The following is a 25,177-nucleotide window of genomic DNA, read 5'->3' on the forward strand; positions in this document are numbered from 1 at the left end:
GGGTTCTATGAGTGCCAGAAGACAAACACCTTTGGGTTTATATAGCTTAAAGGAACACCCTGCACATTAGCACGCTTACGTTCCCGTGCTAACTTCTTGCCGGCGAGGTTTCTCGCCGGCACTTTTTATTTAATTTCTCACTTTGTGCCACAACTCAACCACTAGCACCACCACAATCCCCGCAGCGACGCCAAGCAAACCATCAAATAAAATCGGTGTTACAACTTCCCCTGTTTTACCAAGATAAGTAAGTGCAAACTCACTCGCGCCTTGCTGAGCGTGATGCAACACAGGTATGCCGTGAACGAGTATGCCACCGCCAACCAAAAACATTGCAACTGTACCTGCGAACGCTAAAAAACGCATCAACTGAGGGGCTGCCGCGACTAAAAAGGTGCCTAATAACTGTTTAAATTTCCCGCCTGTTTGCTGGGCTTTTTGCAGCAAATACAAACCGGCATCATCAAGTTTTACAATGCCTGCAACGAGACCATAAACGCCGATAGTCATAATGATTGCAATAACCGTTAACACCAATGCTTGATTAACCAGTGTTGCACCGGCAACAGTGCCCAAGGTTATAACAATAATTTCGGCTGAGAGGATAAAGTCCGTGCGAATAGCCCCTTTCACTTTCTGTTTTTCGTATTCGTGCAAGTCTTGATGTTCGATGGCAGATTCATCTTCAGCTTTTGTGTGATCAAACAGCTTTTCAATAATTTTTTCAGCACCTTCAAAGCACAAAAATAAGCCACCTATCATTAAAAGCGGCGTAATAAGCCAAGGTAACCACACACTAATCAATAATGCGGCAGGCACCAGTATCGCTTTATTGATAAACGATCCCTTTGCAACAGCCCAGACTACGGGTAATTCTCTATCAGCCGTGACCCCAGTTACTTGTTGCGCATTGAGTGCTAGGTCGTCACCCAATACCCCTGCTGTTTTTTTAGTTGCGACTTTACTCATTGTCGCAATATCATCTAAAAGCGTTGTAATATCATCAAGTAAGGTTAATAAGTTAGTCCCAGCCATAGCAGCTCCTTGCCCATTAATTTCAATAACAACATAACTTATCCTGGTATTTTCACCAACGGTTAATTTTTCTTTGTTAGGCTTATAAATCCACACCATCTGAAGAAACACATTTCCAATGGTTTGGGTAGATTCATTAAAACAGGGGTGTTTCCATGATTAAGCCACTTACTTTAGGGCTCGCTTTAGTCACCTTGTGTGCTTGTGCCGAGCAAAGTGCGCCAAACAATTATAAGTGCGATGAAGAAATCGCGAGTATTACCGACATCAATGAAGAGCAAGCAACACTTTCATTTCAACAAGAGTCTTTTTTACTAAGCCGACAAGTCAGCGCCTCGGGTGTAAAGTACAGTAATGACACCGTACTTTTTTGGTCTAAAGGTCCTGAGGCTATGCTCATTTTGAGAGGTAAAAAATACCACTGTGCTCTCGCCCAATAAAACAGCGAATTCTCCCTGCTAAATTAGCTTAAAGATTGATTTTGAGTATAATAGCGACAGTTTTTTCAGCGTTTAAGCGACCAAAATGAAATACAAAGATCTTCGCGAATTTATCGAGTTATTAGAACAAAAGGGTGAACTAAAGCGGATCAAACAAGAGATTGATCCCTACCTAGAAATGACCGAAATAGCCGATCGCACCTTACGTGCTGAAGGCCCTGCCCTATTATTCGAAAATCCAAAAGGCCACTCAATTCCTGTACTTGCCAACTTATTCGGAACACCCAAGCGTGTTGCGATGGGTATGGGGCAAAATGATGTGAGTGAACTGCGCGAAGTCGGTAAGTTACTGGCCTTTTTAAAAGAGCCAGAGCCACCAAAAGGAATTAAAGAGGCGCTAGGTCAAATCCCCGTATTTAAACAAGTGTTAAATATGCCAGCTAAGGAAGTTAAAAAAGCAGCGTGCCAACAAGTGATTCTTGAAGGCGATGACGTTGATTTAACAAAACTGCCTATTCAACACTGTTGGCCGGGTGATGCAGCACCACTTATCACATGGGGTCTGACGGTCACCAAAGGACCTTATAAAAAGCGCCAAAACCTAGGTATCTACCGTCAGCAATTATTAGGTAAGAATAAAATCATTATGCGCTGGTTATCTCACCGTGGTGGCGCGCTTGATTTCCGTGAGTGGTGCAAAGAACACCCGAACGAGCCATACCCAGTGTCGGTAGCCCTTGGCGCAGACCCTGCCACTATTCTTGGCGCGGTAACACCTGTACCAGATACACTCAGTGAATACGCATTCGCAGGCCTGTTACGCGGTAGTAAAACCGAAGTGGTTAAATCTATTTCCAATGACTTGCAAGTGCCTGCAACAGCTGAGTTTATCTTAGAAGGCTATATTATGCCGGGTGAAACAGCCCCAGAGGGCCCCTACGGTGACCATACAGGCTATTACAATGAGGTAGATGAGTTTCCTGTTATGACAGTGACGCACATCACGCATCGTGAAAATCCAATCTACCATAGTACTTATACAGGTCGTCCACCTGATGAACCCGCGGTATTAGGCGTGGCATTAAACGAAGTCTTTGTGCCTATTTTACAAAAGCAATTTCCAGAAATTGTCGACTTCTATTTGCCCCCAGAAGGCTGTTCATATCGTATGGCTGTCGTGACCATGAAAAAACAATACCCAGGCCACGCAAAACGCGTAATGATGGGTGTATGGTCATTTCTTCGCCAGTTCATGTATACAAAGTTTGTCATTGTCTGTGATGACGATGTAAATGCACGTGATTGGAATGACGTGATCTGGGCGATAACCACACGCATGGATCCTGCCCGTGATACCACACTGATTGAAAATACACCGATTGACTATTTAGACTTTGCATCACCCGTCTCTGGCCTAGGCTCAAAAATGGGAATGGATGCGACAAATAAATGGCCTGGAGAAACCGATCGGGAATGGGGTGAGCCCATTGTAATGGACCCAAAAATTAAAGATCGTGTTGATGAAATATGGGACAGCTTAGATATTCTCTAAGCTGTGTCTGTGATAAACTGCTCAAAAATTAACGGTTGTGAGCGCACTCACAATCGGTTATGCGTCTCTGCTTTATAAAGGTAAACTATGCAAACATTACTCGCTGACGTTGTTGCGATCAGCCCGCTTACAGACCACGTACATAAGGTCATTTTGAAACCACAGCAACCTGTGTCATTCGAGGCAGGCCAATATATGCAACTTGTATTAGGCGAAAAAGATAAGCGTGCCTTTTCAATTGCTAGTCGCCCATCGCAAACTGAGCAAATTGAATTACACATAGGCGCATCAGGTGCGGATTCATATGCAATGCAGGCACTTGAACACTTACGTCACGCTCATACAGAACAACAACAGGTTAACGTTGAAGTTGGTTTAGGTGTGTCACAACTTCGCACTGAAGGCGAACGCCCTATCATTTTATTAGCGGGCGGTACGGGCTTTTCGTATGCAAAATCGATGGCTGATCACCTAGCTGAAATAGGCTGTGATCGCCCCGTGTTGTTTTACTGGGGTGTGCGTGAAGAATCGGCTCTTTATGCCCATGACGAAATGCAAGCTTGGGCAGAGAGTAACCCTCACTTTCAATACATTCCCGTTGTTGAAAATGCCCCTGCAAGTTGGTCTGGCAAAACAGGCTTTGTTCACAAAGCGGTCATGGCTGATATAGTGTCTCTTGAGCCATACGATATATATATGGCTGGCCGTTTTGACATGATTGGCATTGTGCGTGATGACTTTATTGCACATGGTGCAGTTCGTGAAAACATGTACGCAGATGCATTTGCATTTATAAAGTAAGTGCTCCTTTCTTGCTATGAAGGCACCCAGTTTACTGGGTGCCTTTTTTATTTGTTTTAACTCACACTTAAATCCATATAACGATTTCACAAACTGCATTTCCTTGACCATACTTTATGTAGAATAATGATGGGGAGAGACCCAAATGCTAAATACAAAAGTACAAGATTTTATGCAACGAAAGTTGCCACATATTACACCCGAAACCGAAATGACCACCGCCATTAGCGAGCTGCAAAAGTTTAAACTATTAGGCGCGCCGGTGTTTGATGATAATAAAGCTTTGGTTGGCTTTATTTCTGAGCAAGAATTACTACAACCACTAATGCAAAACAGTTATTTCTGCGATGGTGTGGTAAAGGTGAAACAGTTAATGCGAACAGATGTCGTCACCGTGAGTATTGATCAAAATATCATTGAGCTTGCCGACGGCATGAAGACCGGCAAACCCAAAAACTACCCAGTTGTTGAAGGTAACAAAGTGGTTGGCATGATCAGCCGTGGCGATGTGCTCAAAGCACTTTATGAGAACTATGTCTCGTGCCAAGAGCATCAAGTGTAAGTTTTGTAGCTAGCTGCTGCTCATTAGCGGTTTGCAGCTAACTCTCTTAAAGTGGCTTTATCGGCATTACTCAAATAAGCAATTTCAAGCGCATTCGCTTGTGCTTTTTCTATGTCTGTTTGGGTTAAGCCCGCGGCGGGCGCAGCGACACGATACTCATGTTCAATTTCAATGCCTTCTACGGCGGGATCATCCGTATTAATTGACGCCAAAATACCGTGATCTAAAAATGTTTTTAAAGGATGACTTGCCAATTCAGCCACTGTGCTGGTTTGAATATTACTGGTTAAACAAGATTCAATTCCGATGCGTTTATCGCGTAAATAGTCCATAAGTTTTGGATCTTCAATGGCTTTTACGCCATGCCCAATACGCGTCGCACCCAGCTGATTTATTGCCTGCCAAATACTGTCACTGCCTCGCGCTTCACCAGCATGAATCGTCGCGGCCAAATAAGCATCGTGTACTTGCTTAAAATGGTTAACAAACAACTCTCCGGGAAACCCCATTTCATCTCCAGCTAAATCAACCGCAACAAGATCGTTTTTAGATGCAAGCAGTGCATCCAGTTCTTGTTGGCAAATTTCAGTCCCGTACGTACGTGACATAATACCAATCAAATTCACTTTAATCGGGGCACCTTGGCAAGCACTTTTTACACCATCAACAACCGCTTCCACAACACCTTGTGGATGTAAGCCTTGGCTTTGCGCCATGTAATAAGGGCTAAAACGCAGCTCAGCATAATCAAGCTTTTGTGCTAATGCATCTTCAACATTTTCGACTGCGATACGACGACACGCATCATAATCTCCCAGCACTTTTACACCCCAATCAAGCTTTTGTAAAAACGCCACTAAATTAGGTTCAGGGTCAATCACCTGTACGTGCGGAATAAGTGCGTCAATATGGTCTGCCGGTAGCGCAAGATTAAACTGTCGACCCAAGTCTAAAATTGTCTGTGGTCGAACATTACCATCTAGGTGGCGATGAATATCAAGCAAAGGAAGTGTGATGTTGATCATAATTGGCACTCAGTTCAGTCAGTTTTCGCGGATCATACGTACCCGCGTTGATATTTCAAGTTTAGATGATTTTATTTACTTTATTGAGGTCAATTGTCTGCATTAATTCACTGATTTATTTTGTAAGTGATACCACAAGGTTTTAAACAGTTTATCGGCATCAATGGGTTTCGTTAAATATCCATCCATGCCACTGGCCAATCCTTTTTTCAAATCATCATCATGCGCATTCGCTGATAAGCCGATAATTGGTAGGTCATTTATTAATAATTCATTACGAATAACTTGCGTTGCTTGCAAGCCATCCATATTCGGCATCTGAATATCCATGAGTACTAAATCATAACTCTTTTCGCTAATCATCTTAATTGCTTCGTGACCGTCTTTGGCAACATCGGGAAGGCACCCTTTTGTTTTTAAAATAGCGCACGCAACATGCTGGTTGAGCGGGTTATCTTCCACTAATAAAATAGCCACATTCGCAAATGATATCGCCGAAATGTCAATTTCTGATAGCACGTCATCCGTGTGGATAACAGCCTCTAAAGGCGACTCAAACGGCACTGTGAATGTAAAGGTAGAGCCTTGCCCTTCAACACTCGTTAGGCTTATGTCTCCGCCCATTAAATCAATAAGCTTCTTACAAATGCTTAAACCGAGTCCCGTACCGCCAAAGCGGCGAGATGTCGAACTATCGGCTTGAGAGAATGGTTGAAATAGCTGCTCCTGCACCTCTTTTTTAATCCCAATGCCCGTATCAATGACGCTAAAATAAGTCATCTTATTTTCTTGCCAAATTCGTAACGTGATCTCGCCTTCAGGGGTGAACTTAACGGCATTATTAAGTAAATTAAGCAGAATTTGTTTCAACCGAATAGCATCTGTTTGAATCACTAATGATTCACTTCGGTCGTAATCAACCACAAAATTAAGTGAGCGTGAGTTCAGTTCAAACTGCATTAAATTACTGATCTCATTAATTAAGCTATTAATATCGACAGGTTCTTGGTGCAGCTCTAATCGCCCAGCTTCGATTTTCGAAAAATCTAGCACATCATTAAGAACGCGCAGTAACACGTTTAGCGCACCATCTGCTTGTTCGATATAAGCGCGGGCTTGCTGCCAATCTTGCTCTTGTAACGCCAAATAATGTAACCCTTTGATACCATTAATTGGGGTGCGGATTTCATGGCTCATATTAGCCAAGAACTCACTTTTAATTTGACTGGCTTTATCGGCTTTTAATTTTTCTTCTCGTAAGCTTTGTGTCTGTTTTGCCACTTGCTGTCGAATTTGAATATTCGTGCCCGTCACCGAGATTAAAAACGTAATCAGCAACCATACGAATAGCATGCCCACTATTTGCGCAAACCAATACACAAGCCATGAGGATTGCTTAACCGGCTCCCACAGCTTTACTTGCCAAACACGCTCACCAACAATGAAATTAAAATGCGCTATTACCTTTGTACCAACCCGCTGCGGACTGAATATTTCGGTGGGATTATCTCCATCCGTCATATCATAAAAACTGGCATCAATATCGGTGTTTTGGTTGTAGTTAAGCGTTTGTGCCAAAACCTCTAAGTTAACGACAGCCACAACATAACCTTTAAAACCAACTTGGTGATGTAAATCCGCATACACAGGGTTGAAAAACAACACTCCCCGTTCATTCCCGCCCCCTTGCATGAGCGAAATAGGTTCACTGACGGTGACACTTTTACTCAAGCGCGAATTGGTCAGCGCCTCAAAGCGGACCGCACTTGAGGCCAAGTCAAAGCCTTTCACTGCTTCATTTCCAATCAAGGGATGAATGTACTGCACTGGAAAATAAATATCGCGTTTGCTGACAGCTTGCCATTCACCTTCAGTATTTTTTTCTTTTACGTAATAGTCGTCACCTAACTCATCGCGCAGTAAGTTTTCGTAATTACTCAACTGTGAGTGAATGACTTTGGGTGCCCACTCAAATGCCGCTATTTCGCTGCTATCTTGCAATTGTCGAGAGGTAAAGCGCTTAAACTCTCTAAAATCAACGTCATCGCTGCTAGCAAAAAATGTCGCCAGTAACGCTAGATGAGACTGTATTTCACCAACACGGTGTTCTAAATTAGTCTTAATGGCACTTACTTTAGTCTGTTGACGTTGCTCGTCCTTGGCTTTTTTTACACTTGATGCACCATAAAAGCTGACACAAATAATCATGTAAATCACCAGGGACGGCACAATAATTTGAACACGTTGCTGAATGTGATTGTAACTAAACGCAGCCAGTACCAATGGAGTAAAAATCAGTACACCAATGCTGTCACCAATCCACCAAGCAACAAAATTGTTTAACGCCATATAATGGGGGATCACATCATTGATAACCAATAATGCAGTGCCTGCAGAGGCAGCTATTAAGCTACACAATGGACCGCCAATAATCAGCCCTTGTACGCTTTGTCTTAGTGAAGAAAGTTCGAGTGGATTTTTTACTAAATGGATAATAATGTAATACGCAAGCCAAGCTTGAAAAGTTGAGGCAAGGGTTACACCGATTGCTTGCAGCATTATCTGCCAATGCAAAATGTCGGATACGTTATCTAAATGAATTAAGTTAACCAGAAATGCACCCAGCAAAACCCCAGGGAGTGCTCGGTTTCGGCTGAGTAAAATACTGGCAAGAGCAATACCCGATGGAGGCCAAGCTGCAACAGCATAGCCATCGATTGCCAGTAAAGAATTGCTTAAATACCCCGTAAAAAAGTAGGCCAGAGCGATACTTATTGTTAGCGTAAACGCATTTTTCAAGCCATCACTCCTTAACTGGCAGTCATAAAATTACTGATACAGAACCAATGCTTTGTCTGGTTGCCCACTCTTACTGTAACTCAATACAGCTTGCTGTAAGTAGTCGTCACGATTCGTTGCGTTCAGTGCTTTATCAAACACACGTGCAGCTAAATCGTATTCGCCATGCGCATTGGCTAAACACGCAAGCGCAAGAAGAAGGTCGGTATTTTCGGTGTCTTTCTTCAATACGTCTTGCAAACTGGCCTGCAGTTTTAGCGCATCACCTGCTGCACTAGTGCGAAGAATACGAGCTAAGTCTTTATGTTGCAGAGGCTTTTTAATCATTTTAATTAAGCTTAGCTCTATTTTATTTAGTTTTCCTGCGCGCGCCATAGCTTTTAAGTAACTTACTTCTGCCATTGGTTTTAAGTTCTTTGTAAGTTGCTCAAAACGCTCGGTTAACGAGGTGTCAGCCTGCGCTGCAAAATAACGGTCAAACACCTGTTGCCATTCTTTTTCTGTGAGCACTTTTTTACGCAGTAATCGTGGCATAAAGTCATCAAGCGCAGACCATTTCTGCTCTTGAACTAAGACCTGAGCATACATTTTGAGCTCTAGGTTTGTTGCTTTTTTGCGCTCGGCTAACGTTTTTAATTCCGCAAAGATCGTGCTGCATTCACCGCTAGCAAGCCATAAATTAGCCACTTTTAATTGATTTGCTTGGTTGATTTTATCAAGATAGCTAATCGCTTTTTCACTGTTATTATTCGCCAGTGCAGCTTTGGCAAGCAGTGCATAACGTATATCGGTCCACGGCTCTGCGACACTGTTGTTATCCAGTGCTAATTCAAGCTCTGCGTAGTCGTTATTAATCAAACTCCATACGCCTTGTTCAATAGCCGCTTGTTTGCGCTCTTCACTGCGGGCAAAAAAACGATGGCGTGTATGGCTATATAACGACCATAAATAACGCACCAACTTATACCCTAAGTAAGCAATACCACACCCCAGCACAATAAGGGCTGCAACCCCCCATATAGTGCCCTCGATGGTCGTTTTATTGAACGCAATCAGTACATAGCCTTTTTGATCTATAAAAAAAGGAGCAATGCCTAAACAGACTGCAATCGCAATTATCAGCAATAAAAAGCGGATCATTGTGCCCACTCCTTCACCTGCTCCGTACTTTGCAATGACACGTTAGGATTAAAATCGAGTTGCTCTTTAGAAAGCTCAGTTAAATTCTTTAATGCAGCTTTAGTCACGGCATCATCTTGCTTAAAGTAGTCTTTCACAAGCGCATGTGCCGCTTCAACCGCTGTAAAGTACACACTACTTTGCTTGGTTAAAATCGCATCCTGTGCTTGTGCTAAATAGAGCCTTAAACGCTGTTTAACTAAATGACGCTCTTGTTCACTTAAAAACGGCGCCACAACCATGTCTTCTCGCGTACGAACCGTGACAAAAAAATCTTTGAATTGCAGCCACGACTTTGCAAGATTCTGACGCCATTCGCTGACATTTTCACTTAATTGATTAGGATCGTCCTGGCTGACTTCTTCAGGTAATGAAATCGCGTTAAATACCAACTCATCGACTTTTTGATTGATGCCATGCAGCTTTAAATAAATCGCTTCAACAGCCACTGGGTCAATGCCGTTCAAAGTTTGTAAGTCCTGATGAATTGCTTGGCGAATAGCCCCCGTACCAGGATGCTCTGCTAATAAGCTGTCTAATCGTGATAAAACAGCAGCCGCTCCCCGAAAGTCATGCTCAGCCCACAACTTAAACTCAGCCATACGCTGCAGACTGGTCACTTCTTGTGGGTTTAACGTATAGCTTTGTTGCTCAGCACGCTTTAAAGCGGCTTGCAGTTGTTGCTGAGTTTGTTCGGCATTTTCACGCAACGTATCCGCGACTTTTTGCTCGCTATTATACAAAGCTTGTTGCAGAGTTTGCTGAGCATTCTTGATGGCATCGAGTTGTTGCTTTAGACGTTGGTTTTCAGTTGTCAGCTCGTTAAATGCCAGAGTAGACTGCTGATCACTATTCAGTTTATGGTAAAACTCATAACCGACCGCTGAAGCAACGATAAGTGAAATCAACAGTGCCAAACTACCGGTTTTACTTATCCCTTTTTTATGCTGAACCACTTGGTTTGATGCAGGCTTAGCCGCTGCTGCCTTTTTTGCTGGTTCAGCCGCAGCAGGTTTGGCTGACTGTTTTAGATCTGATTCACTCATTTTGCTACCTTGCTGATTAATGCAGGCGAACATAGCGCTATCACTAGCCCCTGCAGCAATATGTATATGTGTTCTAATGACATTTTTTTGTTGTAGGTATTCAGCGATACGTTCACTAGCAACATAAAACTGACACCCCTTCAACCATGCCAACTGTGACTCATTTAAGCCATTAAAAATGGCATCAACAGCCGCATTACTTGTAATGACTATACCCTCTACACCCGCTGTTTGCCAGTGGTCCATCCACTTACCTGATTCGCTTTCTATGGCACGTCGCTTATAAACAACAAGTTGATTTAACACGGCACCACGTTGTTTTAATGTTTTTGCTATTGTGGTACGCCCACCTTCTCCTTTCACTAAAACAATATTGCTAAGCTCTACATCTTGCAGTGTTTTTAGTGCAAGTAAGCCCTCGGAGTCGTGTTTTTTAGGAACTGCTGCGCGTCGCCCAAATGCCTCATGTATCGCATCTGCCGTCTGTTGGCCAACCGCATAAAGCTGCGCAGTTTTGTTAATTGTGGGGGTAAGCTTTAATAATGCGTGAACGGCATCTTGTGAGATAAAAATAATTTTGTCGGCATTTTCAAGCGGCGCGAGTGCTTGACTACTTGGCGTAAGATAATCAAGCGTCAATACTGGGCACAGGGTCGTTTGATAACCCGCCTGCTGAAGCTCAAGTGCAAGCTCAGTGCCTTTTCCTTCTGGACGAGTTATCAAAATATGCATATTACGCGTCTCTGTATACGTCAGCTAAAATTTTGTCTGCACCTTGCGCCAATAACTTTTCAGCGAGTTCAATGCCTAACTTCTCAGCATCAGCTACTGGGCCTGTAACGTCGTCGCGCAGCATTTGACTACCATCAACCGCGCCAACTAAACCACGCAAATAAACGTGATCATCATTCACGAGTGCAAAAGCACCAATTGGCACCTGACAACCGCCTTCTAAGCGGCGATTCATAGCGCGTTCGGCATTAACACGAATACGCGTTTCTGTATGCTCAAGCGGAGCCAGTAACGCTTTAGTTACTTCGTCATCAATACGGCATTCGATACCAACTGCACCTTGACCATTTGCAGGTAAAGAGACTTCTGGCTCGATGAACGCAGTGATTCGTTCTGGCATTTCAAGGCGAATTAAACCTGCAGCGGCAAGGATAATTGCATCGTATTGGCCATCATCGAGTTTCGCTAGGCGAGTATTCACATTACCGCGTAAATCACGGATATCTAAGTCTGGTCGCGCTTCTCGAATTTGACATTGACGGCGTAAACTTGACGTACCGACGATTGCACCCTGTGGTAACGCATCTAAACTCTTAAAGTTGTTTGATACAAATGCGTCTCGTGGGTCTTCACGCTCACAAATAGTATGCAACGCTAACCCTTCAGGGAACTCAACCGGTACATCTTTCATTGAATGAACAGCAATATCAGCGCGGCCGTCAAGCATCGCTTGCTCAAGTTCTTTTACAAATAAGCCTTTACCGCCAATTTTAGCCAAAGGGGTATCAAGAATAATATCGCCTTGCGTTGACATTGGAACGAGTTCAACTGTCACATCGTCATGAAAGTGTTCTAGTTGGGCTTTTACAAATTCTGCTTGCCATAGCGCTAGCGCACTTTTACGAGTGGCAATTCGAACGCGTTTGATTGTCTGTGTCATGAAAAATCCAATTATTTATCTGGCTGAACTTAATCAGCTAAAATTCTAAATTCTTTTTGTGCTAGTAAAGTGCCTTGTGCGTCAACGACTTCAACACGCCACTCACCAAGCTGTTCTGGCATAATATTTTTTGTCGAGTAAGTGCGATAACGCGGACTGCTTACTGCTAATTCAATAGAGGCTAGCTGCTCATCTTGGTAATACCATTGATGACGAACCGTTTGCCCTTGCATATTTCTAAGCTCACTAAAGAAGCTCAAACTATGCGTAATGTCCGCTAATCTTACATCGTTTTTTAGAACATTGACTGGTTCTCGATCAACAACATCGGTGGTTAATACCGCACGGCTTACTTTATCTGTATCTATTTTAGCGCCAATGGCCACGCTGGCAACATGAGCTGATTGTGAAAACTGCTGCACTTTATTATTAGGTGCTAAAGCGAGCTGCTGTTCATCGTTATTTTCAGGCTTCGCTTCACTGTCTGTGGTCGTTTTAGCCGGTAATTGAGTGTCTTGAGAAGTAACGGTGTCAAGTGATTGCACGTGTGTTTTGGGCTTGAGAGACTCAGTTTCTGGCTCATTGGCCACACTATTAGGCACAAGGTCAGGGGTATTCACATCGGGCTGCTCTGCACTGTCCTCTGTGTTCTCGTTAACGTGCTCTGCTGCAAGATTATTATCAGGAGCTTGTAATACAGCGGTAGTCAACTCAGTGTGCGGCTCATCTTGTTCACTTTGCTCAGCACTCACAGCACCTACGAAGCTATATATTACAGTCGCCAGGGCCACTAAAATCACGCCACTGAACATAAAAATACGTCGCCAATGCCATTGGTACGTTACCGCTGTGGGTGATGTGCTTGCAGGCTCCGCCGAATTCATATTTGCTGTTATTACAAGTTTGTTTGTCATGTTGGCCTCTTCACAACCAAAAATTAACTTAAGCGAGCAATTAACCACGCTCGAATAGCCATCAGTTCTTCACCACACACCTGATGTGCCATCGGATAGTCTTGCCAGCTAACTTCCATGTTATTTGCGCTCAGTACGTCAAATGCTTGCCTGCCCGCGCTATGCGGTACAACATCATCCATACGCCCATGCGCCATAAATATATTTAACGCCTGTTGCTTAGCTTCGTCAGCCAACTTATCGGGTGCGCACATATACGTTGATAACGCCATGACACCTGCTAACTTATAATCAAGACGTGGAGCCAAATGCAGTGACACGACTCCCCCTTGCGAAAACCCTGCTAAAATAATTTTACTCGCGGGGATGCCTTTCGCTATTTCTTGATCAATGAGCTCAGCCACTTTAGCAGCAGACTCTCGTACGCCTTGTTCGTCGGCACGCTTATCTAAATCCATCGATTTAATGTCGTACCATGAGCGCATCGCCATGCCCCCATTAATGGTGACCGGTTGCACTGGCGCATGAGGAAACACAAACCGCACACCGAGCTCTTTCGGTATCGCTAACTGCGGAGCAACAGGGGCAAACCCCTCCCCCGAGTCACCCAAGCCATGCAACCAAATAACGGTTGCCTTATGCTCACCTTGCGCGGGGTATTCTACAAACCCTAAACTCATAACTCAGAACGCCACTCGATTGGTTGACCCGCTTGGCGCGAAGCCGCATCGCACATAAATTGCCAGAACTCAGCACCAGAACGATTATCAATCCACTTATCGTCTCGCAATTCAAAGTGATGACCATTGAATTTAGTTGCCACCCACACTTGGTGCAATGGCGCTTGTTTATTGATCACTATTTTGCTGCGATCTGGGAAGATGATTTCTAAAATACCTGATGCAGACTCGTAGTCTAAATCAGCATCACATTCATCGATTTGCTCTTCAATTGTTAGCATCAACGCATCGGCTAGTGTGTGGTATTCATGATCAGTCATTTTAGTGTCCTTTAACGGGCTTTAAGCCTAGATCTGGAGGCAGATTGTGTACATCAAGTGTAACAGGAATAAATTCATCCGCGAATAGCTGCATTTTTTAAATATTCTGTTACTCTGCGATTATAAAGCCAGCAACCGTATTAATCTAATGAAAGAGACTCATAGCCAAAAATTTAAAACAATTTTACCTCTTAGTGCCCTACTTATGCTCACTCTGGTGGGCTGTGGACAAAGCGGTGCGCTTTATCTTCCAGATGATACTGCAAAGCCAGCAGAATCTCAGCCACAGGCTGATCCATCCGAACAACCAGAGCAAAAACAGGACCAATAGATGGACTTTTTTAACTACAATAATAATCAGCTGTTCGCTGAAGACATCGCTGTCAAAGAGCTTGCCGACCAATACGGTACGCCCTGCTATATCTATTCACGTAAAACCTTTGAGCGCCATTATCTCGCTTTCGCCGAGGCAGCTAAATCACACAAAAGTTTAGTCTGTTACGCCGTTAAAGCGAATTCAAACATTGCTGTATTAAATATTTTAGCGCGCTTAGGCTCTGGTTTTGACATTGTTTCTAAAGGCGAGTTAGCTCGCGTTATTGCAGCCGGTGGCGATGCCAGTAAAGTGGTATTTTCTGGCGTTGCAAAAACTGCTGACGAAATTGCCTACGCGCTTGAATTGGGGATCAAGTGTTTTAACGTTGAGTCGGTTGCTGAGCTAGACCGTATATCAGAAGTAGCAACTTCACTAAACCGTGTTGCACCTATCTCGATTCGCGTGAACCCGGATATCGATGCCAAAACACACCCGTATATCTCAACCGGTTTAAAAGAAAATAAATTTGGTATTGATATTCAAACAGCGGTCAGCGTTTATCAATATGCAGCATCGCTTCCAGGTTTAAACATTACTGGGGTTGACTGTCACATTGGCTCACAGCTTACAGAAATTAAGCCTTTCTTAGCGGCTCTGGAAAAAGTGCTGACCTTAATCGAAGAATTAAAAGCCGTGAATATCACACTTACCCACCTAGATATTGGTGGAGGATTAGGCGTGCCTTATAATGGTGAAACACCGCCTCACCCAAGTGAATACGTTGATAAAATCACATCTCGCTTAGCTAATTATCAAGACTTAGAGCTTATTTTTGAGCCCGGTCGGGCCATTGCAGCTAATGCGGGTATTTTAGTGACCAAAGTTGAGTTTATTAAACAAAATCAAGACAAATATTTTGCCATTGTTGATGCCGGTATGAACGATATGCTGCGCCCATCTCTTTACCAAGCATGGCAAAAAATTGTGCCTGTCGAACCGCGCGAAGATGGCACGCCACGTCAAAACTACGACATTGTTGGCCCAGTGTGTGAAACGGGTGACTTTTTAGGAAAAGACCGTGAGCTTGCGCTACATGCTGGTGACCTACTGGCGCAACGCAGTGCTGGTGCATACGGCTTTACCATGAGCTCAAATTACAACTCACGTCCACGCGTCGCTGAGATCATGGTCGATGGCAAGCAAAGCCACTTAATCCGCCAACGTGAAACCTTAGAAAGCCTTTGGCAAGGTGAGAAAATTTTACCATAAACGTTTTTATAACCGCCCTGCTCTGTGGCATGATTAGCTCAGAGCAAATCCGAATTAGAGCGCTATGTTAGTTAATTTCTCAAAAATGCACGGCCTAGGTAACGACTTTGTTGTTATTGATAACATCACGCAGAATGTTTTCTTGTCACGTGATCAAATAAAGAAACTGGCAGATCGCCACTTTGGTATCGGCTTCGATCAATTACTTATGGTTGAAGCCCCTTACTCTCCTGATTTAGATTTTCACTATCGTATTTTTAATGCTGACGGCAACGAAGTGGAACAATGTGGCAATGGTGCTCGCTGTTTTGCGCGTTTTGTGCGCATGAAAGGCTTGACCAACAAACATAAAATTACCGTATCAACCAAGTCGGGAAACTTAACCTTATACATTGAAAAAGATGGTCAAGTAACCGTAAACATGGGCCACCCAGTCTTTGAGCCAAACAAAATTCCTCTCAAGGCAAGTAAACGCGAGTTAACTTACATTATTCGCACTGAAGAGCACACTATTTTTAGCGGTGCCGTGTCGATGGGGAATCCGCACTGCGTGTTAGAAGTCGACGACATTCAAACCGCAGAAGTCGCAACCTTAGGTCCACTACTTGAAAACCATGAACGCTTTCCACAGCGCGCAAATGTAGGATTTATGCAGGTTATTTCACAAGACCACATAAAACTAAGAGTGTGGGAGCGAGGCGTAAATGAAACATTAGCCTGTGGTACAGGGGCGTGCGCAGCGGTGGTGATTGGTCAAATACAAAGTAAACTGGCAAGCACTGTACAAGTTGACTTACCAGGAGGAAGCTTACAAGTGCGCTGGCAAGGTGAAGGTCATCCAGTAAGAATGACAGGGCCTGCAGAGCATGTATTCGACGGACAAGTGGCATTATGAGTAAACTAACAGAACAACATGTAGCTGAGTATTTAAAAGCACATCCCGACTTTTTAATAAATAATCCAGATGTTCTTGCGACACTTGAGTTGCAACAGCAAACGGCTGCTGCGACATCATTAGTGCACATTCAGCAGCGTCAGTTGCGTGAACACAACACCTTATTAAAAAATAAAATTGAGCAGTTAGTTGCACAAGCAAAAGAAAATGAATTGATTCATCGTTTGTTTAGCGAATGCCATCGCCAACTGTGGACTAACTACGACTTCAAAACGCTGGCAAATAATCTGCGCAATATTATTTGCACAAACCCGCTAATCAATGAATGTCAGTTAGTAAAGTATGAAAAAAAATACGATGATTTAATTGCTCACCGTTTACAAAATGACGGCATCTACTTAGGACGAGTGAATCAGCAAGAACGCGATTTATTATTTTCAGAATCAACCCAATCAACTGCCTTGTATTTGATTGGAAATAGCAACCACCCTGTCGCTATTTTGGCGTTTGGCAGTGATGATGTTAACCACTTTGAACCTGCTAAAGACAGTTTTTTTGTGCTTGAGTTCGTTCGCTCATTACAGCTACGGTTATTGGAACTTGCATGAGCGACGTAACAACGCCAGACCTCAATGAATTAAGCGATGCATGGCGTACGCCCATCCAGCTTTTTGCTGACTACTTACGTTACGAAAAACAATATTCGATACACACCATAAACCAATACACCAGCCAGCTCGGCTTTGCCGCTTTATATTTTAGTAAGCTCAGTGAGAACTGGTTTACGGTTCAAGGTGAGCATATTCGCCGCTACAGTATGCAGCTGCGCAGTAAACAGTTAAGTGGCCGCACCATTAGTTTAAAGCTCAGCTGTATTCGCAGCTTGTATAAATTTTTAAAAGCAAAGAACATTGCCAATCAGGCACATTACCATAACCCTGCTGAAGCTATTAAAGGGCCTAAATTCTCAAAACCCTTGCCGAAAAATTTAGACGTTGATCAAATGGCAAAATTGCTAGAATTACCCGATGACGATCCTCTCGCTATTCGTGATAAAGCGATGATGGAGTTAATGTACTCATCGGGCTTGCGTATTAGCGAGTTAGTTGGTGCCAACATACAAGATATCAATCCCCGAGAAGGCGAAATTTTAGTACGGGGTAAGGGCAACAAAGAGCGTTTACTGCCCGTGGGGAGTAAAGCGTTAAGTGCGTTAAAAGCATGGCTAAAAATTCGCCCACAATTTGCACACCCTGATGAAATAGCCATATTCGTCAGCAGCCAAAAGAAACGCATTTCAATACGTCATGTACGGTTGCGCATGCAAGAGTGGGGGATCAAGCAAGGTATCAGCTCACAAGTACATCCGCACAAGTTACGTCACTCATTTGCATCACATATCTTAGAATCGTCGGGTGACCTGCGTGCTGTACAAGAGTTATTGGGACACACTAGTTTGTCTGCGACTCAAGTTTATACACACCTTGATTTTCAACATTTAGCCAAAGTATACGACAACACCCACCCACGCGCTAAAAAGCGCTCAACACCCGAGTAATCCTGTAATTATGATCCGATTTAATCGTGCCTTATCGCCCGTTTCTGTTCTAAGTTTTGATTTAGATGACACCTTATACAACAATCATCCAATCATAAAATCAGCCTTACAAGCCCAAGCTGACTACTTAGCAAATATTGAGCAATGGCCTGCCGACAGTATGAACTACTGGCTGACATGTCGCGATAATGCATTAAAACAAGACGCAACCTTGGTTGACGATGTCACTCGTTGGCGACAAGCAGCCCTGTTATATGCAATGCAGGATCTTGGCTTTGAACACGACCTTGCCAAGCACCATGCCGAACAAGCATATCAGGCCTTTGCAGATGCTCGTAGTCAAATAACCGTTGCTGATGATGTGCTTGAATTACTTGAAAAGCTTGGCAGGCATTTTCGCTTAATCGCGATTACTAATGGCAATGTCGAGGTTGAAAAGTTTAATCTAAATGGGGTATTTGAGTTAGTGCTTCAAGCAGGCCCACATGGTAAAGCAAAGCCTCACGCTGCTTTATTTAATAACGCAGCGCAGTTATTAAATGTCGCTCACAGTGAAATTTTGCATATTGGTGATAGCTTAGACACTGATGTACAAGGCGCTAATAATGCGGGCTGTCAGAGTGTTTGGTTAAATAACCAAGCGACTAATTATCAATACAAAGGGCTGGCGGATATTGAAATTGAAGATATTTTTGCATTAAATCACTTAATTAAAGAGTAACTATTTTTACACGGTCTCGGTTGTTGCTAAAGTAACCCTCTAATCGTTGAGATTTTTAGGCAAAATAAATGAATACTCTGCTGAAACTTTTACTACTGTGCTCATTAAGCATTAATGGCTACTTTATTTGGCAGCTCAGTCGTCAAGAGACCACGGTGATAGCAGATAAACAGCAATTTACAGCAACTCAGGTTAATAGCGCTGTTCAACCTAAGCTATTTGAGCACGCCATCACATTGTTTAATAACCAACAATTCGATAAGGCTGTTGCCGCATACACGCAGCTCAAGGACAATTCACCGCAATACGCACAGCAACTTAAACATGCATGGCAACAAACCGTTGAAACATGGCTGCTAGAGCAGCACGAGCATATCAGCGAGCAATTTCTAAGCGCCTTTTTAAACAGTCATCCATACGATGCCGCCATGTTAAAGCTCGATGCAAAACGGTTAATTAATCAAGGTTATGTACAACAGGGTATTGTTAATTTGATGGCGCTAAGTGATCAATTAGACAGTAATCCGCACAGTGACCTCACTCAGCAAATAGAAGAGCTCACTACTTTACACAGCAATCACTTAATTAACACACAACATTGGCAGCAATTGCTCGAACACAGCCAGCAATGGTTAGAATACGCGCCCTATCATGCCTACTACTTATATATTCATGCATTGGCTTACTACCACTTAGGTGACTATGTGGCGAGTCAAATAAGTTTAGAGCAGTTACCTAATAACCATGCCTTTAAAACACAATCCGACCAACTTAGGCAAAAAATACAACATGCTTTGGCAGGCATTGAGAAAATAAAATTAACTCCCCGAGGGGCGCATTACCTTGTTAGTAGCGTTATTAATAATGAGATTGAGGCCACGCTCATGATTGATACGGGAGCAAGCTTTACCGTTATTGACCAAGCGCTATTGAATACACTCAGCGAACCGGCCCGCTATATTGACACCTTACACGTAAATACGGCGAATGGGCTCGTTGAAGCACAACGCTATCGAGTACAATCGTTTCGCATTGGCCAGCAAAAAGTTGATGATTTTGATATTTTGGTCATCAACAATCACACGGGCTTCGGCCTACTTGGTATGAACTTTTTAGAGAAATTTAAGTTTAATATCAATCAGCAACTGGATGAGTTAGAGTTAACAAAGACTATTTATTAAGGACGAAACATGACACTCAATGACTTCTTACAAAAATTAGCTGAAACACCCCATTTAATCGAGTTTACCGATACAATGGCGGTAATTGATCGTCATTATGACTTTACGCCCAGTGGTTTCAATAATCACGGACTCATTAGTTCAGCCAATGAGAATAATGGATCATGTAAAATCTTCGCGTTTGCCAAACTTAATCAACTCAGCAAACAAAACACCCTCGATTGTTTTGGCGCGTTTTACCGTGAAGACGTTGTTAAACACCCTGATGGCCAAGATCACATGAATATACGCACATTTATGCTCGCACCTGAGACTACGCCGTTTTTGGGGATCACCTTTAGCGAAGAAAATGTACTAAAAGCAAAATAATACCATTCCGCTTAATTAAGTGGTCTATTTTGAGGCAATAAAACCGCGTTGATAACAAGGCAAAAATTTAGTTATTTAGTTGTTCTAAATCAGAAATTTTTAACGCAGGTAGCGACTGGTTTGATCACTCAAAATGATTAAGTATTTTTGCGGATTGGTATAACTACAGCTTTTTTTCCATAAAATAACGGCAGCCGTTGAGTGGATAATTTGCCATTTGGTACACCACTTGGTAGCCGTTTTTTTCGTAGAAAGGTTTAGCTTGGAAATCAAGCGTATCGAGTTGAGCGACCGTTGCCCCAAGCGCAATAGCTTTGGTTTCTAACTCATGGAGCAAACGCGTTGCAAGCCCTTTACCTCGTGTAAAGTCGTCGCACCACAGCCAACTTATCAGCAGCCAGTTACCAAATACATAACCATGAATACCCGCAACAGTATCACAATTTTTATTTACGTATTTAAAACCTAACGGCACGCGTTCAGCATTAAAGTGCTGCTTATTAAATGCAACAACATGCGCCCTTAGCTCATCGTTTAGCTCTACCGAGTCATCACTTTTTAATTGATACATAGCATACCTATAAATGTTATGACTCAGTATAAGCGTTTAACGTATTCAGTATAAATGATTTTTTCCGTATGGGACTTCTAGCATGTTGCTCGCAAGTTTTCCTGGCTGGCCACACATTTCATCGTACGCACTGGTATGACGTAACACCATCTCACCATAGCTCAAATGATCAAGTCGCTTTTGAATATGCAGCGGGCTCAAATCACGGATAAACTCGCCTTTCTCGTCAGTAACATAGTACTCCACATTATTGATAACCACAGACACTTGATAAAGTGCCATTTCCAATGAGTGCACAATAACTTTTTGCAGTGGTTGGTGCGCTGCAAGTTCAGATAACTTAATCGCCATGTGAAATCCTCTTTGTGTATAGAGTTATCTATACGTGAATTTGGTATACTGTGATCAAATTAATTGTGCAAAAATCATCCATGGTAGAAAAAGTACGGCTTGCTAAATATATTGCTCATGCTGGCATATGCTCTCGTAAACAAGCCTCACGCTTAATTGACCAAGGCGTTGTAAGGGTTAATGGCCAAGCGGCAAATCATATTGACCATGTAAACGACGAAGATGAAGTGATTGTTGAAGGACAGACGATCACAGGAAAAGCACCAATGGTTTATTTTGCTTACCATAAACCCGTAGGCATTGATTGCAAACTCAATCGTAGCGATGCACAGAGCCTTATCCATTTTTTACCGAGCGAAACCCGCGTTTACCCCATTGGCCGCTTAGATAAAGACTCCCGCGGACTGTTAATACTGACCAATGATGGTGAGTTTTGTAACCAATTAATCCACCCAGACTTTCATCAGCCAAAACGCTACCTGGTCACGGTCGATAAACCGTTAAATCACACTTTCTGCCAAACAATGGCACATGGCGTGCCTGTCGATAAACACATCACTCTTCCGTGTGAAGTAACGCAAGTAAATGAGCAGCAGTTTATGATTATCTTAAGGCAAGGGCTTAACCGTCAAATTCGCAAAATGGCGCACTATTGTGGCTACAAGGTTATTGATCTTTATAGAATTGAAATTGCCAATTTATCTATCGAACAGCTCGGCCTTGCAGAAGGGCAAACAACCCGTATCGAAAAAACAGACATCATCTAACAAAAAAAGTTTGCATTATTTGACTACAGGTGTAATCTTTAATTAAAGATTACATATGTAGGCAATAAAATGATTGAACTTTCAAAAGCAGAATTCGAAGTATTAGATGCCGTGTGGCTCGATTATCCTGCGACAGCCAGCCAAGTTATTGAGCGTTTAAGTGACGATAAAGAGTGGCACGAAAAAACCATAAAAACCTTACTCAGCCGCTTAGTTAAAAAAGGCGCACTCAGCTTTGAAAAACAAGGGCGACTGTATAACTACACGCCTTGCATTGCGCGTGAAGAGTACACACTAAAAGAAAGCCAAAGCTTTGTTGAACGTTTCTTTAATGGCCGTATAGCCCCGCTGGTTAGCGGCTTTGCAAAGTCTGAACAACTTTCTCAAAACGACATTGATGAGCTTAAAAAAGTCATTAATGATTGGGAAAAGCAGCAAAAGTAAGGTGATGTCATGTTCGAAACGTTTTTTAATTGGCTATTAGAGCAGCAACTCTTTATCTCTTGCGCTATTTTATTTCTTATCCTTCTTGAGCGAAAGCTCCTCAGCCACGTATCTGCTCGCCTTGTTTATGCGTTATGGGCATTACTCCCTGCGTGTTTAATGTTGGCAAATTTGCCTGATCATTTAAAACCAATACACAATCAGTTCATTAGTCAGTTTACCATTACCCCATCTAATCCAGTGACGCCACAGCTATCACTGAGCTGGTTCGCTATTTATAGCCTAATAACAATTACACTTATGCTCTGTGCCGTGTACTTTCATTATCAGTTTCTCACTCGCTTAAAATTAAAGCCAATAGCGACCCCTAATGACAACTATAAAGGATTACGTTTTTATCAAAGTGAAAAAGTCAGTTCACCCTTAGTCATTGGGCTGATAAAAACCAAATTAGTCCTGCCATCTAATTACAACATTAATTACGACCAGCATGCTTTAGCCCTTATTTTGGAGCATGAGTGTGTCCACATTCATCGTAAAGATAATTTAATTAACGCGTTGGCGCTCATGGGCACCTTGTTAATTTGGTTTAACCCACTCGCCTGGTTGGGCTATGCCAGCCTGCGTCGATTGCAAGAGCTTTCATGCGATGAACACGTACTAAAAGATAAATCAACGGAACAACGAATTCTATACAGCAAGGCATTAGTGCATTGTGCAAGCTTTAGCACCGTGGGACTCATGGCTTACTCACAATACGGAGATAAAAACACCATGTTACAAAGACTCAACCAAATTAAACAACTCGATAATAGCTCGTTTATTGCAAAAACAGCACTTGTTATTTTTGCGGCCGGTATGCTTAGTAGCTTTGCAATTGCAAAACAGCCTGTGAATGCAGAGAAAGAAAAAGACTACCAAGCTGTGATGCGTGTAGAGCCTATCTATCCAGTGCAGGCAGTAGAGCAAGGAATAAGCGGCTCAGTTGTATTGAAATACGACATTTCACCCAGCGGGGCCACCAGCAATATCAGTGTTGTGAGTGCTGAGCCTGAGGATGTATTTAACCGAGAGGCTAAGCGCGCACTAAAAAAATGGCAATACGCGCCAACTGAATCAGGCTATAAAAATGTCCTCGTGCAGCTCGACTTTGCTTTGGATGAAAACGTTAAAGCGAAGGATTTAATTGAGAAAATTAAAGTGAGCTCTAAGTAATTAACGAGCACCAAAGACCCTAAAGCAAGCGCCTTTTTTAAGCCGCTTGCTTTGTGGTTTTTATAAACAGACTGCAATCATCGCCACGGCACAAACATAACCAACGAGCCAAACCAATGAACGCAGAATATCTTGGTTTATATAGTAAAAAATGCAGTACATAACACGTGAAACAACATGCATAACAGCCAATGTTTCGGTAACGTGATACACATTGTTAGTACTCATAACGACCGCTAAAGCAACACCAAAAACAATCAAAGATTCAAAACTGTTTTGGTGTGCAGCCAACGCGCGAGCGCCAAATCCTGTTAGTTTGCTCTGCTGCTCTCTTGGGTGTTTATTGTCGTATCCCGCAAGCTTATTTTGTGCAAATGCGACGGGCGCTTTCGCTAAATAAGGCAATAATACAGCAATGAGTGCACACAGTATTAATGTTGTCATAACGCTTCCCTATTCTGTTGTATACACCTACCCTAACGTAAACAGAAAAAAGCCGCTACCTTTAACGACACCGTCTAACACAGCTGATTTTTTCTCAAGTTGATCGATAAGCTAATGCGCTTATAACACGGCTTTGTTACTCTAACAGCCTCTCCCCATTAATTTATTTTCAATATGACTTGGATTTTCTTAACCATTTTTGCCGCCTTTATGCAGTCGTGGCGAAATGCATTACAAAGTAAACTCAGCGCACATGTCAGTGTAGCAGGGGTCACTTTGGCACGTTTTATTGTTGCAAGTCCTATTGCAGCGCTGTATTTATTGAGCCTTTATCGTTATCAAGCAACCGCACTCCCCGACTTCAACCCTGCTTTTATTGGTTATATTGTTGGTGCAAGTGTTGTACAAATTGTCGCAACCGGCTTAATGGTTAAACTGTTTAAAATGAACAACTTTGCTGTTGGAGCAGGGCTTGCTAAAAGTGAAGCTTTAATGGCCGCCATTTTAGGAGTGCTATTCTTTGGTTCTGCGCTGTCTTTGTTAGGTTGGTTTGGTGTATTTATTGGTGCCATTGCCGTCTTACTGCTCAGTGGGATTGCCAATGTCAAACACTTCAACTTAGGTACCGCGTTATTGGGATTGGCTTGTGGTACTTCATTTGCGCTTTCATCATCTTGGATCCGCGAAGCAAGTCTTAACTCAGGACTGAGTTTTCCGCATTCTGCAGCATGGGTTTTAGTACTTATTATTAGTCTGCAAACTGTTATGTTGTGTTTTTATATCGCGCTAAAAGAACGCGACACCTTTGCAAAAATGTGGCAACACAAAGGCACGACAACTGCCGTCAGTGTGTGTAGTTGTTTGGGGTCTATAGGGTGGTTTAGTGCCATGAGTTTACAGCATGTTGCGTATGTGAAAACGCTAGGGCAAATTGAGGTGTTCTTTACCATAATGGTATCAATACTGTGGCTTAAACAGCCGCTAAAACGCCAAGACACGGCAGGGCTCGTGTTAATTGCGCTCGCGGCTATACTCGTTATGCTTCCTTAAA

28 protein-coding genes are annotated in these 25,177 nt (G+C 42.9%); 16 read left to right on the top strand and 12 right to left on the bottom strand.

Annotated features, from left to right (window positions below; all coding sequences use genetic code 11):
- Positions 1–129: 129 nt before the first annotated feature.
- The gene (locus BWD47_RS17440; RefSeq protein WP_036974469.1) at positions 130–1,035 is read right to left on the bottom strand and encodes a DUF808 domain-containing protein; all 906 of its coding nucleotides are present in this window, start codon (positions 1,033–1,035) and stop codon (positions 130–132) included.
- Between the two features lie 155 nt (positions 1,036–1,190).
- Here BWD47_RS17440 and BWD47_RS17445 point away from each other — a divergent pair, with 155 nt between their 5' ends.
- The 4 genes from BWD47_RS17445 to BWD47_RS17460 all read left to right on the top strand — a co-directional run bounded on the left by BWD47_RS17445 (position 1,191) and on the right by BWD47_RS17460 (position 4,390).
- The gene (locus BWD47_RS17445) at positions 1,191–1,475 is read left to right on the top strand and encodes an MliC family protein (protein WP_227006855.1); all 285 of its coding nucleotides are present in this window, start codon (positions 1,191–1,193) and stop codon (positions 1,473–1,475) included.
- 85 nt (positions 1,476–1,560) lie between these two features.
- Complete coding sequence (gene ubiD / locus BWD47_RS17450; protein WP_036974440.1) at positions 1,561–3,027, top strand: 4-hydroxy-3-polyprenylbenzoate decarboxylase; 1,467 nt, start codon at positions 1,561–1,563, stop codon at positions 3,025–3,027.
- An 87-nt stretch (positions 3,028–3,114) separates the two neighbouring features.
- A complete protein-coding gene (gene fre / locus BWD47_RS17455) occupies positions 3,115–3,828 on the top strand; it encodes an NAD(P)H-flavin reductase (RefSeq protein WP_075594385.1) in 714 nt (237 codons plus the stop codon).
- A gap of 145 nt (positions 3,829–3,973) precedes the next feature.
- Positions 3,974–4,390, top strand: a complete 417-nt coding sequence (locus BWD47_RS17460) for a CBS domain-containing protein (protein WP_036974436.1) — start codon at positions 3,974–3,976, stop codon at positions 4,388–4,390.
- 23 nt (positions 4,391–4,413) lie between these two features.
- On the opposite strand, the gene add is transcribed toward BWD47_RS17460, so the two are convergent.
- The 8 genes from add to cyaY form a co-directional block, all read right to left on the bottom strand.
- Positions 4,414–5,415: an adenosine deaminase gene (gene add, locus BWD47_RS17465; protein ID WP_075594386.1), complete on the bottom strand. Its 1,002-nt coding sequence runs from the start codon at positions 5,413–5,415 to the stop codon at positions 4,414–4,416.
- A 102-nt stretch (positions 5,416–5,517) separates the two neighbouring features.
- Positions 5,518–8,214 carry a CHASE domain-containing protein gene (locus BWD47_RS17470; protein ID WP_075594387.1) on the bottom strand — a complete coding sequence of 899 codons (2,697 nt, stop codon included), beginning with the start codon at positions 8,212–8,214 and terminating at the stop codon, positions 5,518–5,520.
- Between the two features lie 30 nt (positions 8,215–8,244).
- The gene (locus tag BWD47_RS17475; RefSeq protein WP_065978890.1) at positions 8,245–9,354 is read right to left on the bottom strand and encodes a heme biosynthesis HemY N-terminal domain-containing protein; all 1,110 of its coding nucleotides are present in this window, start codon (positions 9,352–9,354) and stop codon (positions 8,245–8,247) included.
- Positions 9,351–11,171 (bottom strand): uroporphyrinogen-III synthase, encoded by a 1,821-nt coding sequence (locus tag BWD47_RS17480; RefSeq protein WP_075594388.1) that lies wholly within the window; start codon positions 11,169–11,171, stop codon positions 9,351–9,353. The genes BWD47_RS17475 and BWD47_RS17480 overlap by 4 nt, the downstream gene beginning before the upstream one ends.
- 1 nt (position 11,172) lies before the next feature.
- A complete protein-coding gene (hemC, locus tag BWD47_RS17485; protein WP_036974425.1) occupies positions 11,173–12,111 on the bottom strand; it encodes a hydroxymethylbilane synthase in 939 nt (312 codons plus the stop codon).
- 29 nt (positions 12,112–12,140) lie between these two features.
- Positions 12,141–13,025 carry a DUF2914 domain-containing protein gene (locus BWD47_RS17490; RefSeq protein WP_036974464.1) on the bottom strand — a complete coding sequence of 295 codons (885 nt, stop codon included), beginning with the start codon at positions 13,023–13,025 and terminating at the stop codon, positions 12,141–12,143.
- Positions 13,026–13,048: 23 nt separating this feature from the next.
- Positions 13,049–13,705: an alpha/beta hydrolase gene (locus BWD47_RS17495; RefSeq protein WP_075594389.1), complete on the bottom strand. Its 657-nt coding sequence runs from the start codon at positions 13,703–13,705 to the stop codon at positions 13,049–13,051.
- Positions 13,702–14,025, bottom strand: a complete 324-nt coding sequence (cyaY, locus tag BWD47_RS17500; RefSeq protein ID WP_075594390.1) for an iron donor protein CyaY — start codon at positions 14,023–14,025, stop codon at positions 13,702–13,704. Before cyaY ends, BWD47_RS17495 begins: the two co-directional genes overlap by 4 nt.
- A 148-nt stretch (positions 14,026–14,173) precedes the next feature.
- Here cyaY and BWD47_RS17505 point away from each other — a divergent pair, with 148 nt between their 5' ends.
- The 8 genes from BWD47_RS17505 to BWD47_RS17540 all read left to right on the top strand — a co-directional run bounded on the left by BWD47_RS17505 (position 14,174) and on the right by BWD47_RS17540 (position 20,334).
- Positions 14,174–14,356 carry a lipoprotein gene (locus BWD47_RS17505; protein WP_036974419.1) on the top strand — a complete coding sequence of 61 codons (183 nt, stop codon included), beginning with the start codon at positions 14,174–14,176 and terminating at the stop codon, positions 14,354–14,356.
- On the top strand, positions 14,357–15,610 hold the full coding sequence (gene lysA, locus BWD47_RS17510; RefSeq protein WP_065978886.1) for a diaminopimelate decarboxylase: 1,254 nt from the start codon (positions 14,357–14,359) through the stop codon (positions 15,608–15,610).
- Positions 15,611–15,674: 64 nt separating this feature from the next.
- Positions 15,675–16,505 carry a diaminopimelate epimerase gene (dapF, locus tag BWD47_RS17515; protein ID WP_036974416.1) on the top strand — a complete coding sequence of 277 codons (831 nt, stop codon included), beginning with the start codon at positions 15,675–15,677 and terminating at the stop codon, positions 16,503–16,505.
- On the top strand, positions 16,502–17,113 hold the full coding sequence (locus tag BWD47_RS17520; RefSeq protein WP_036974415.1) for a DUF484 family protein: 612 nt from the start codon (positions 16,502–16,504) through the stop codon (positions 17,111–17,113). The genes dapF and BWD47_RS17520 overlap by 4 nt, the downstream gene beginning before the upstream one ends.
- Positions 17,110–18,063 (top strand): tyrosine recombinase XerC, encoded by a 954-nt coding sequence (locus tag BWD47_RS17525; RefSeq protein WP_036974413.1) that lies wholly within the window; start codon positions 17,110–17,112, stop codon positions 18,061–18,063. The genes BWD47_RS17520 and BWD47_RS17525 overlap by 4 nt, the downstream gene beginning before the upstream one ends.
- A 10-nt stretch (positions 18,064–18,073) precedes the next feature.
- Positions 18,074–18,784 carry an HAD-IA family hydrolase gene (locus tag BWD47_RS17530; RefSeq protein ID WP_036974411.1) on the top strand — a complete coding sequence of 237 codons (711 nt, stop codon included), beginning with the start codon at positions 18,074–18,076 and terminating at the stop codon, positions 18,782–18,784.
- 68 nt (positions 18,785–18,852) lie between these two features.
- Positions 18,853–19,965, top strand: coding sequence for a TIGR02281 family clan AA aspartic protease (locus BWD47_RS17535; protein WP_075594391.1), 1,113 nt, complete (start codon positions 18,853–18,855; stop codon positions 19,963–19,965).
- 9 nt (positions 19,966–19,974) lie between these two features.
- Positions 19,975–20,334, top strand: coding sequence for a HopJ type III effector protein (locus BWD47_RS17540; RefSeq protein WP_074989623.1), 360 nt, complete (start codon positions 19,975–19,977; stop codon positions 20,332–20,334).
- 163 nt (positions 20,335–20,497) lie between these two features.
- Here BWD47_RS17540 and BWD47_RS17545 read toward each other — a convergent pair whose 3' ends face one another.
- Together BWD47_RS17545 and BWD47_RS17550 are read right to left on the bottom strand one after the other, a co-directional pair.
- Entirely contained in the window at positions 20,498–20,905 is a 408-nt protein-coding gene (locus tag BWD47_RS17545; protein ID WP_036974409.1) for an N-acetyltransferase, read from the bottom strand.
- Between the two features lie 45 nt (positions 20,906–20,950).
- Positions 20,951–21,256 carry a DUF6482 family protein gene (locus BWD47_RS17550; RefSeq protein ID WP_075594392.1) on the bottom strand — a complete coding sequence of 102 codons (306 nt, stop codon included), beginning with the start codon at positions 21,254–21,256 and terminating at the stop codon, positions 20,951–20,953.
- A gap of 80 nt (positions 21,257–21,336) precedes the next feature.
- On the opposite strand from BWD47_RS17550, the gene BWD47_RS17555 reads away from it, so the two are divergent.
- The 3 genes from BWD47_RS17555 to BWD47_RS17565 all read left to right on the top strand — a co-directional run bounded on the left by BWD47_RS17555 (position 21,337) and on the right by BWD47_RS17565 (position 23,682).
- Positions 21,337–22,023: a pseudouridine synthase gene (locus tag BWD47_RS17555; protein ID WP_075594412.1), complete on the top strand. Its 687-nt coding sequence runs from the start codon at positions 21,337–21,339 to the stop codon at positions 22,021–22,023.
- Positions 22,024–22,092: 69 nt separating this feature from the next.
- On the top strand, positions 22,093–22,467 hold the full coding sequence (locus BWD47_RS17560; RefSeq protein ID WP_036974407.1) for a BlaI/MecI/CopY family transcriptional regulator: 375 nt from the start codon (positions 22,093–22,095) through the stop codon (positions 22,465–22,467).
- Positions 22,468–22,476: 9 nt separating this feature from the next.
- A complete protein-coding gene (locus BWD47_RS17565; RefSeq protein ID WP_036974406.1) occupies positions 22,477–23,682 on the top strand; it encodes a M56 family metallopeptidase in 1,206 nt (401 codons plus the stop codon).
- Positions 23,683–23,742: 60 nt separating this feature from the next.
- Here BWD47_RS17565 and BWD47_RS17570 read toward each other — a convergent pair whose 3' ends face one another.
- Complete coding sequence (locus BWD47_RS17570; protein ID WP_065978879.1) at positions 23,743–24,126, bottom strand: MAPEG family protein; 384 nt, start codon at positions 24,124–24,126, stop codon at positions 23,743–23,745.
- A 174-nt stretch (positions 24,127–24,300) separates the two neighbouring features.
- Between BWD47_RS17570 and BWD47_RS17575 the strand changes: the two genes are divergently transcribed.
- A complete protein-coding gene (locus BWD47_RS17575) occupies positions 24,301–25,176 on the top strand; it encodes a DMT family transporter (protein ID WP_083633684.1) in 876 nt (291 codons plus the stop codon).
- Position 25,177: the final 1 nt, after the last annotated feature.

The sequence above is a fragment of the Pseudoalteromonas sp. PAB 2.2 genome (assembly GCF_001938575.1).
GTDB classification, from domain to species: domain Bacteria; phylum Pseudomonadota; class Gammaproteobacteria; order Enterobacterales; family Alteromonadaceae; genus Pseudoalteromonas; species Pseudoalteromonas lipolytica.

Excerpts from the sequence above, each read along its gene's own strand:
- BWD47_RS17440 (WP_036974469.1), bottom strand. The coding sequence starts at position 1,035 with ATGGCTGGGACTAACTTATTAACCTTACTTGATGATATTACAACGCTT.
- BWD47_RS17445 (WP_227006855.1), top strand. The coding sequence starts at position 1,191 with ATGATTAAGCCACTTACTTTAGGGCTCGCTTTAGTCACCTTGTGTGCT.
- ubiD (WP_036974440.1), top strand. The coding sequence starts at position 1,561 with ATGAAATACAAAGATCTTCGCGAATTTATCGAGTTATTAGAACAAAAG.
- fre (WP_075594385.1), top strand. The coding sequence starts at position 3,115 with ATGCAAACATTACTCGCTGACGTTGTTGCGATCAGCCCGCTTACAGAC.
- BWD47_RS17460 (WP_036974436.1), top strand. The coding sequence starts at position 3,974 with ATGCTAAATACAAAAGTACAAGATTTTATGCAACGAAAGTTGCCACAT.
- add (WP_075594386.1), bottom strand. The coding sequence starts at position 5,415 with ATGATCAACATCACACTTCCTTTGCTTGATATTCATCGCCACCTAGAT.
- BWD47_RS17475 (WP_065978890.1), bottom strand. The coding sequence starts at position 9,354 with ATGATCCGCTTTTTATTGCTGATAATTGCGATTGCAGTCTGTTTAGGC.
- BWD47_RS17480 (WP_075594388.1), bottom strand. The coding sequence starts at position 11,171 with ATGCATATTTTGATAACTCGTCCAGAAGGAAAAGGCACTGAGCTTGCA.
- hemC (WP_036974425.1), bottom strand. The coding sequence starts at position 12,111 with ATGACACAGACAATCAAACGCGTTCGAATTGCCACTCGTAAAAGTGCG.
- BWD47_RS17490 (WP_036974464.1), bottom strand. The coding sequence starts at position 13,025 with ATGACAAACAAACTTGTAATAACAGCAAATATGAATTCGGCGGAGCCT.
- BWD47_RS17495 (WP_075594389.1), bottom strand. The coding sequence starts at position 13,705 with ATGAGTTTAGGGTTTGTAGAATACCCCGCGCAAGGTGAGCATAAGGCA.
- cyaY (WP_075594390.1), bottom strand. The coding sequence starts at position 14,025 with ATGACTGATCATGAATACCACACACTAGCCGATGCGTTGATGCTAACA.
- BWD47_RS17505 (WP_036974419.1), top strand. The coding sequence starts at position 14,174 with ATGAAAGAGACTCATAGCCAAAAATTTAAAACAATTTTACCTCTTAGT.
- lysA (WP_065978886.1), top strand. The coding sequence starts at position 14,357 with ATGGACTTTTTTAACTACAATAATAATCAGCTGTTCGCTGAAGACATC.
- dapF (WP_036974416.1), top strand. The coding sequence starts at position 15,675 with ATGTTAGTTAATTTCTCAAAAATGCACGGCCTAGGTAACGACTTTGTT.
- BWD47_RS17520 (WP_036974415.1), top strand. The coding sequence starts at position 16,502 with ATGAGTAAACTAACAGAACAACATGTAGCTGAGTATTTAAAAGCACAT.
- BWD47_RS17525 (WP_036974413.1), top strand. The coding sequence starts at position 17,110 with ATGAGCGACGTAACAACGCCAGACCTCAATGAATTAAGCGATGCATGG.
- BWD47_RS17530 (WP_036974411.1), top strand. The coding sequence starts at position 18,074 with ATGATCCGATTTAATCGTGCCTTATCGCCCGTTTCTGTTCTAAGTTTT.
- BWD47_RS17535 (WP_075594391.1), top strand. The coding sequence starts at position 18,853 with ATGAATACTCTGCTGAAACTTTTACTACTGTGCTCATTAAGCATTAAT.
- BWD47_RS17540 (WP_074989623.1), top strand. The coding sequence starts at position 19,975 with ATGACACTCAATGACTTCTTACAAAAATTAGCTGAAACACCCCATTTA.
- BWD47_RS17545 (WP_036974409.1), bottom strand. The coding sequence starts at position 20,905 with ATGTATCAATTAAAAAGTGATGACTCGGTAGAGCTAAACGATGAGCTA.
- BWD47_RS17550 (WP_075594392.1), bottom strand. The coding sequence starts at position 21,256 with ATGGCGATTAAGTTATCTGAACTTGCAGCGCACCAACCACTGCAAAAA.
- BWD47_RS17555 (WP_075594412.1), top strand. The coding sequence starts at position 21,337 with ATGGTAGAAAAAGTACGGCTTGCTAAATATATTGCTCATGCTGGCATA.
- BWD47_RS17560 (WP_036974407.1), top strand. The coding sequence starts at position 22,093 with ATGATTGAACTTTCAAAAGCAGAATTCGAAGTATTAGATGCCGTGTGG.
- BWD47_RS17565 (WP_036974406.1), top strand. The coding sequence starts at position 22,477 with ATGTTCGAAACGTTTTTTAATTGGCTATTAGAGCAGCAACTCTTTATC.
- BWD47_RS17570 (WP_065978879.1), bottom strand. The coding sequence starts at position 24,126 with ATGACAACATTAATACTGTGTGCACTCATTGCTGTATTATTGCCTTAT.
- BWD47_RS17575 (WP_083633684.1), top strand. The coding sequence starts at position 24,301 with ATGACTTGGATTTTCTTAACCATTTTTGCCGCCTTTATGCAGTCGTGG.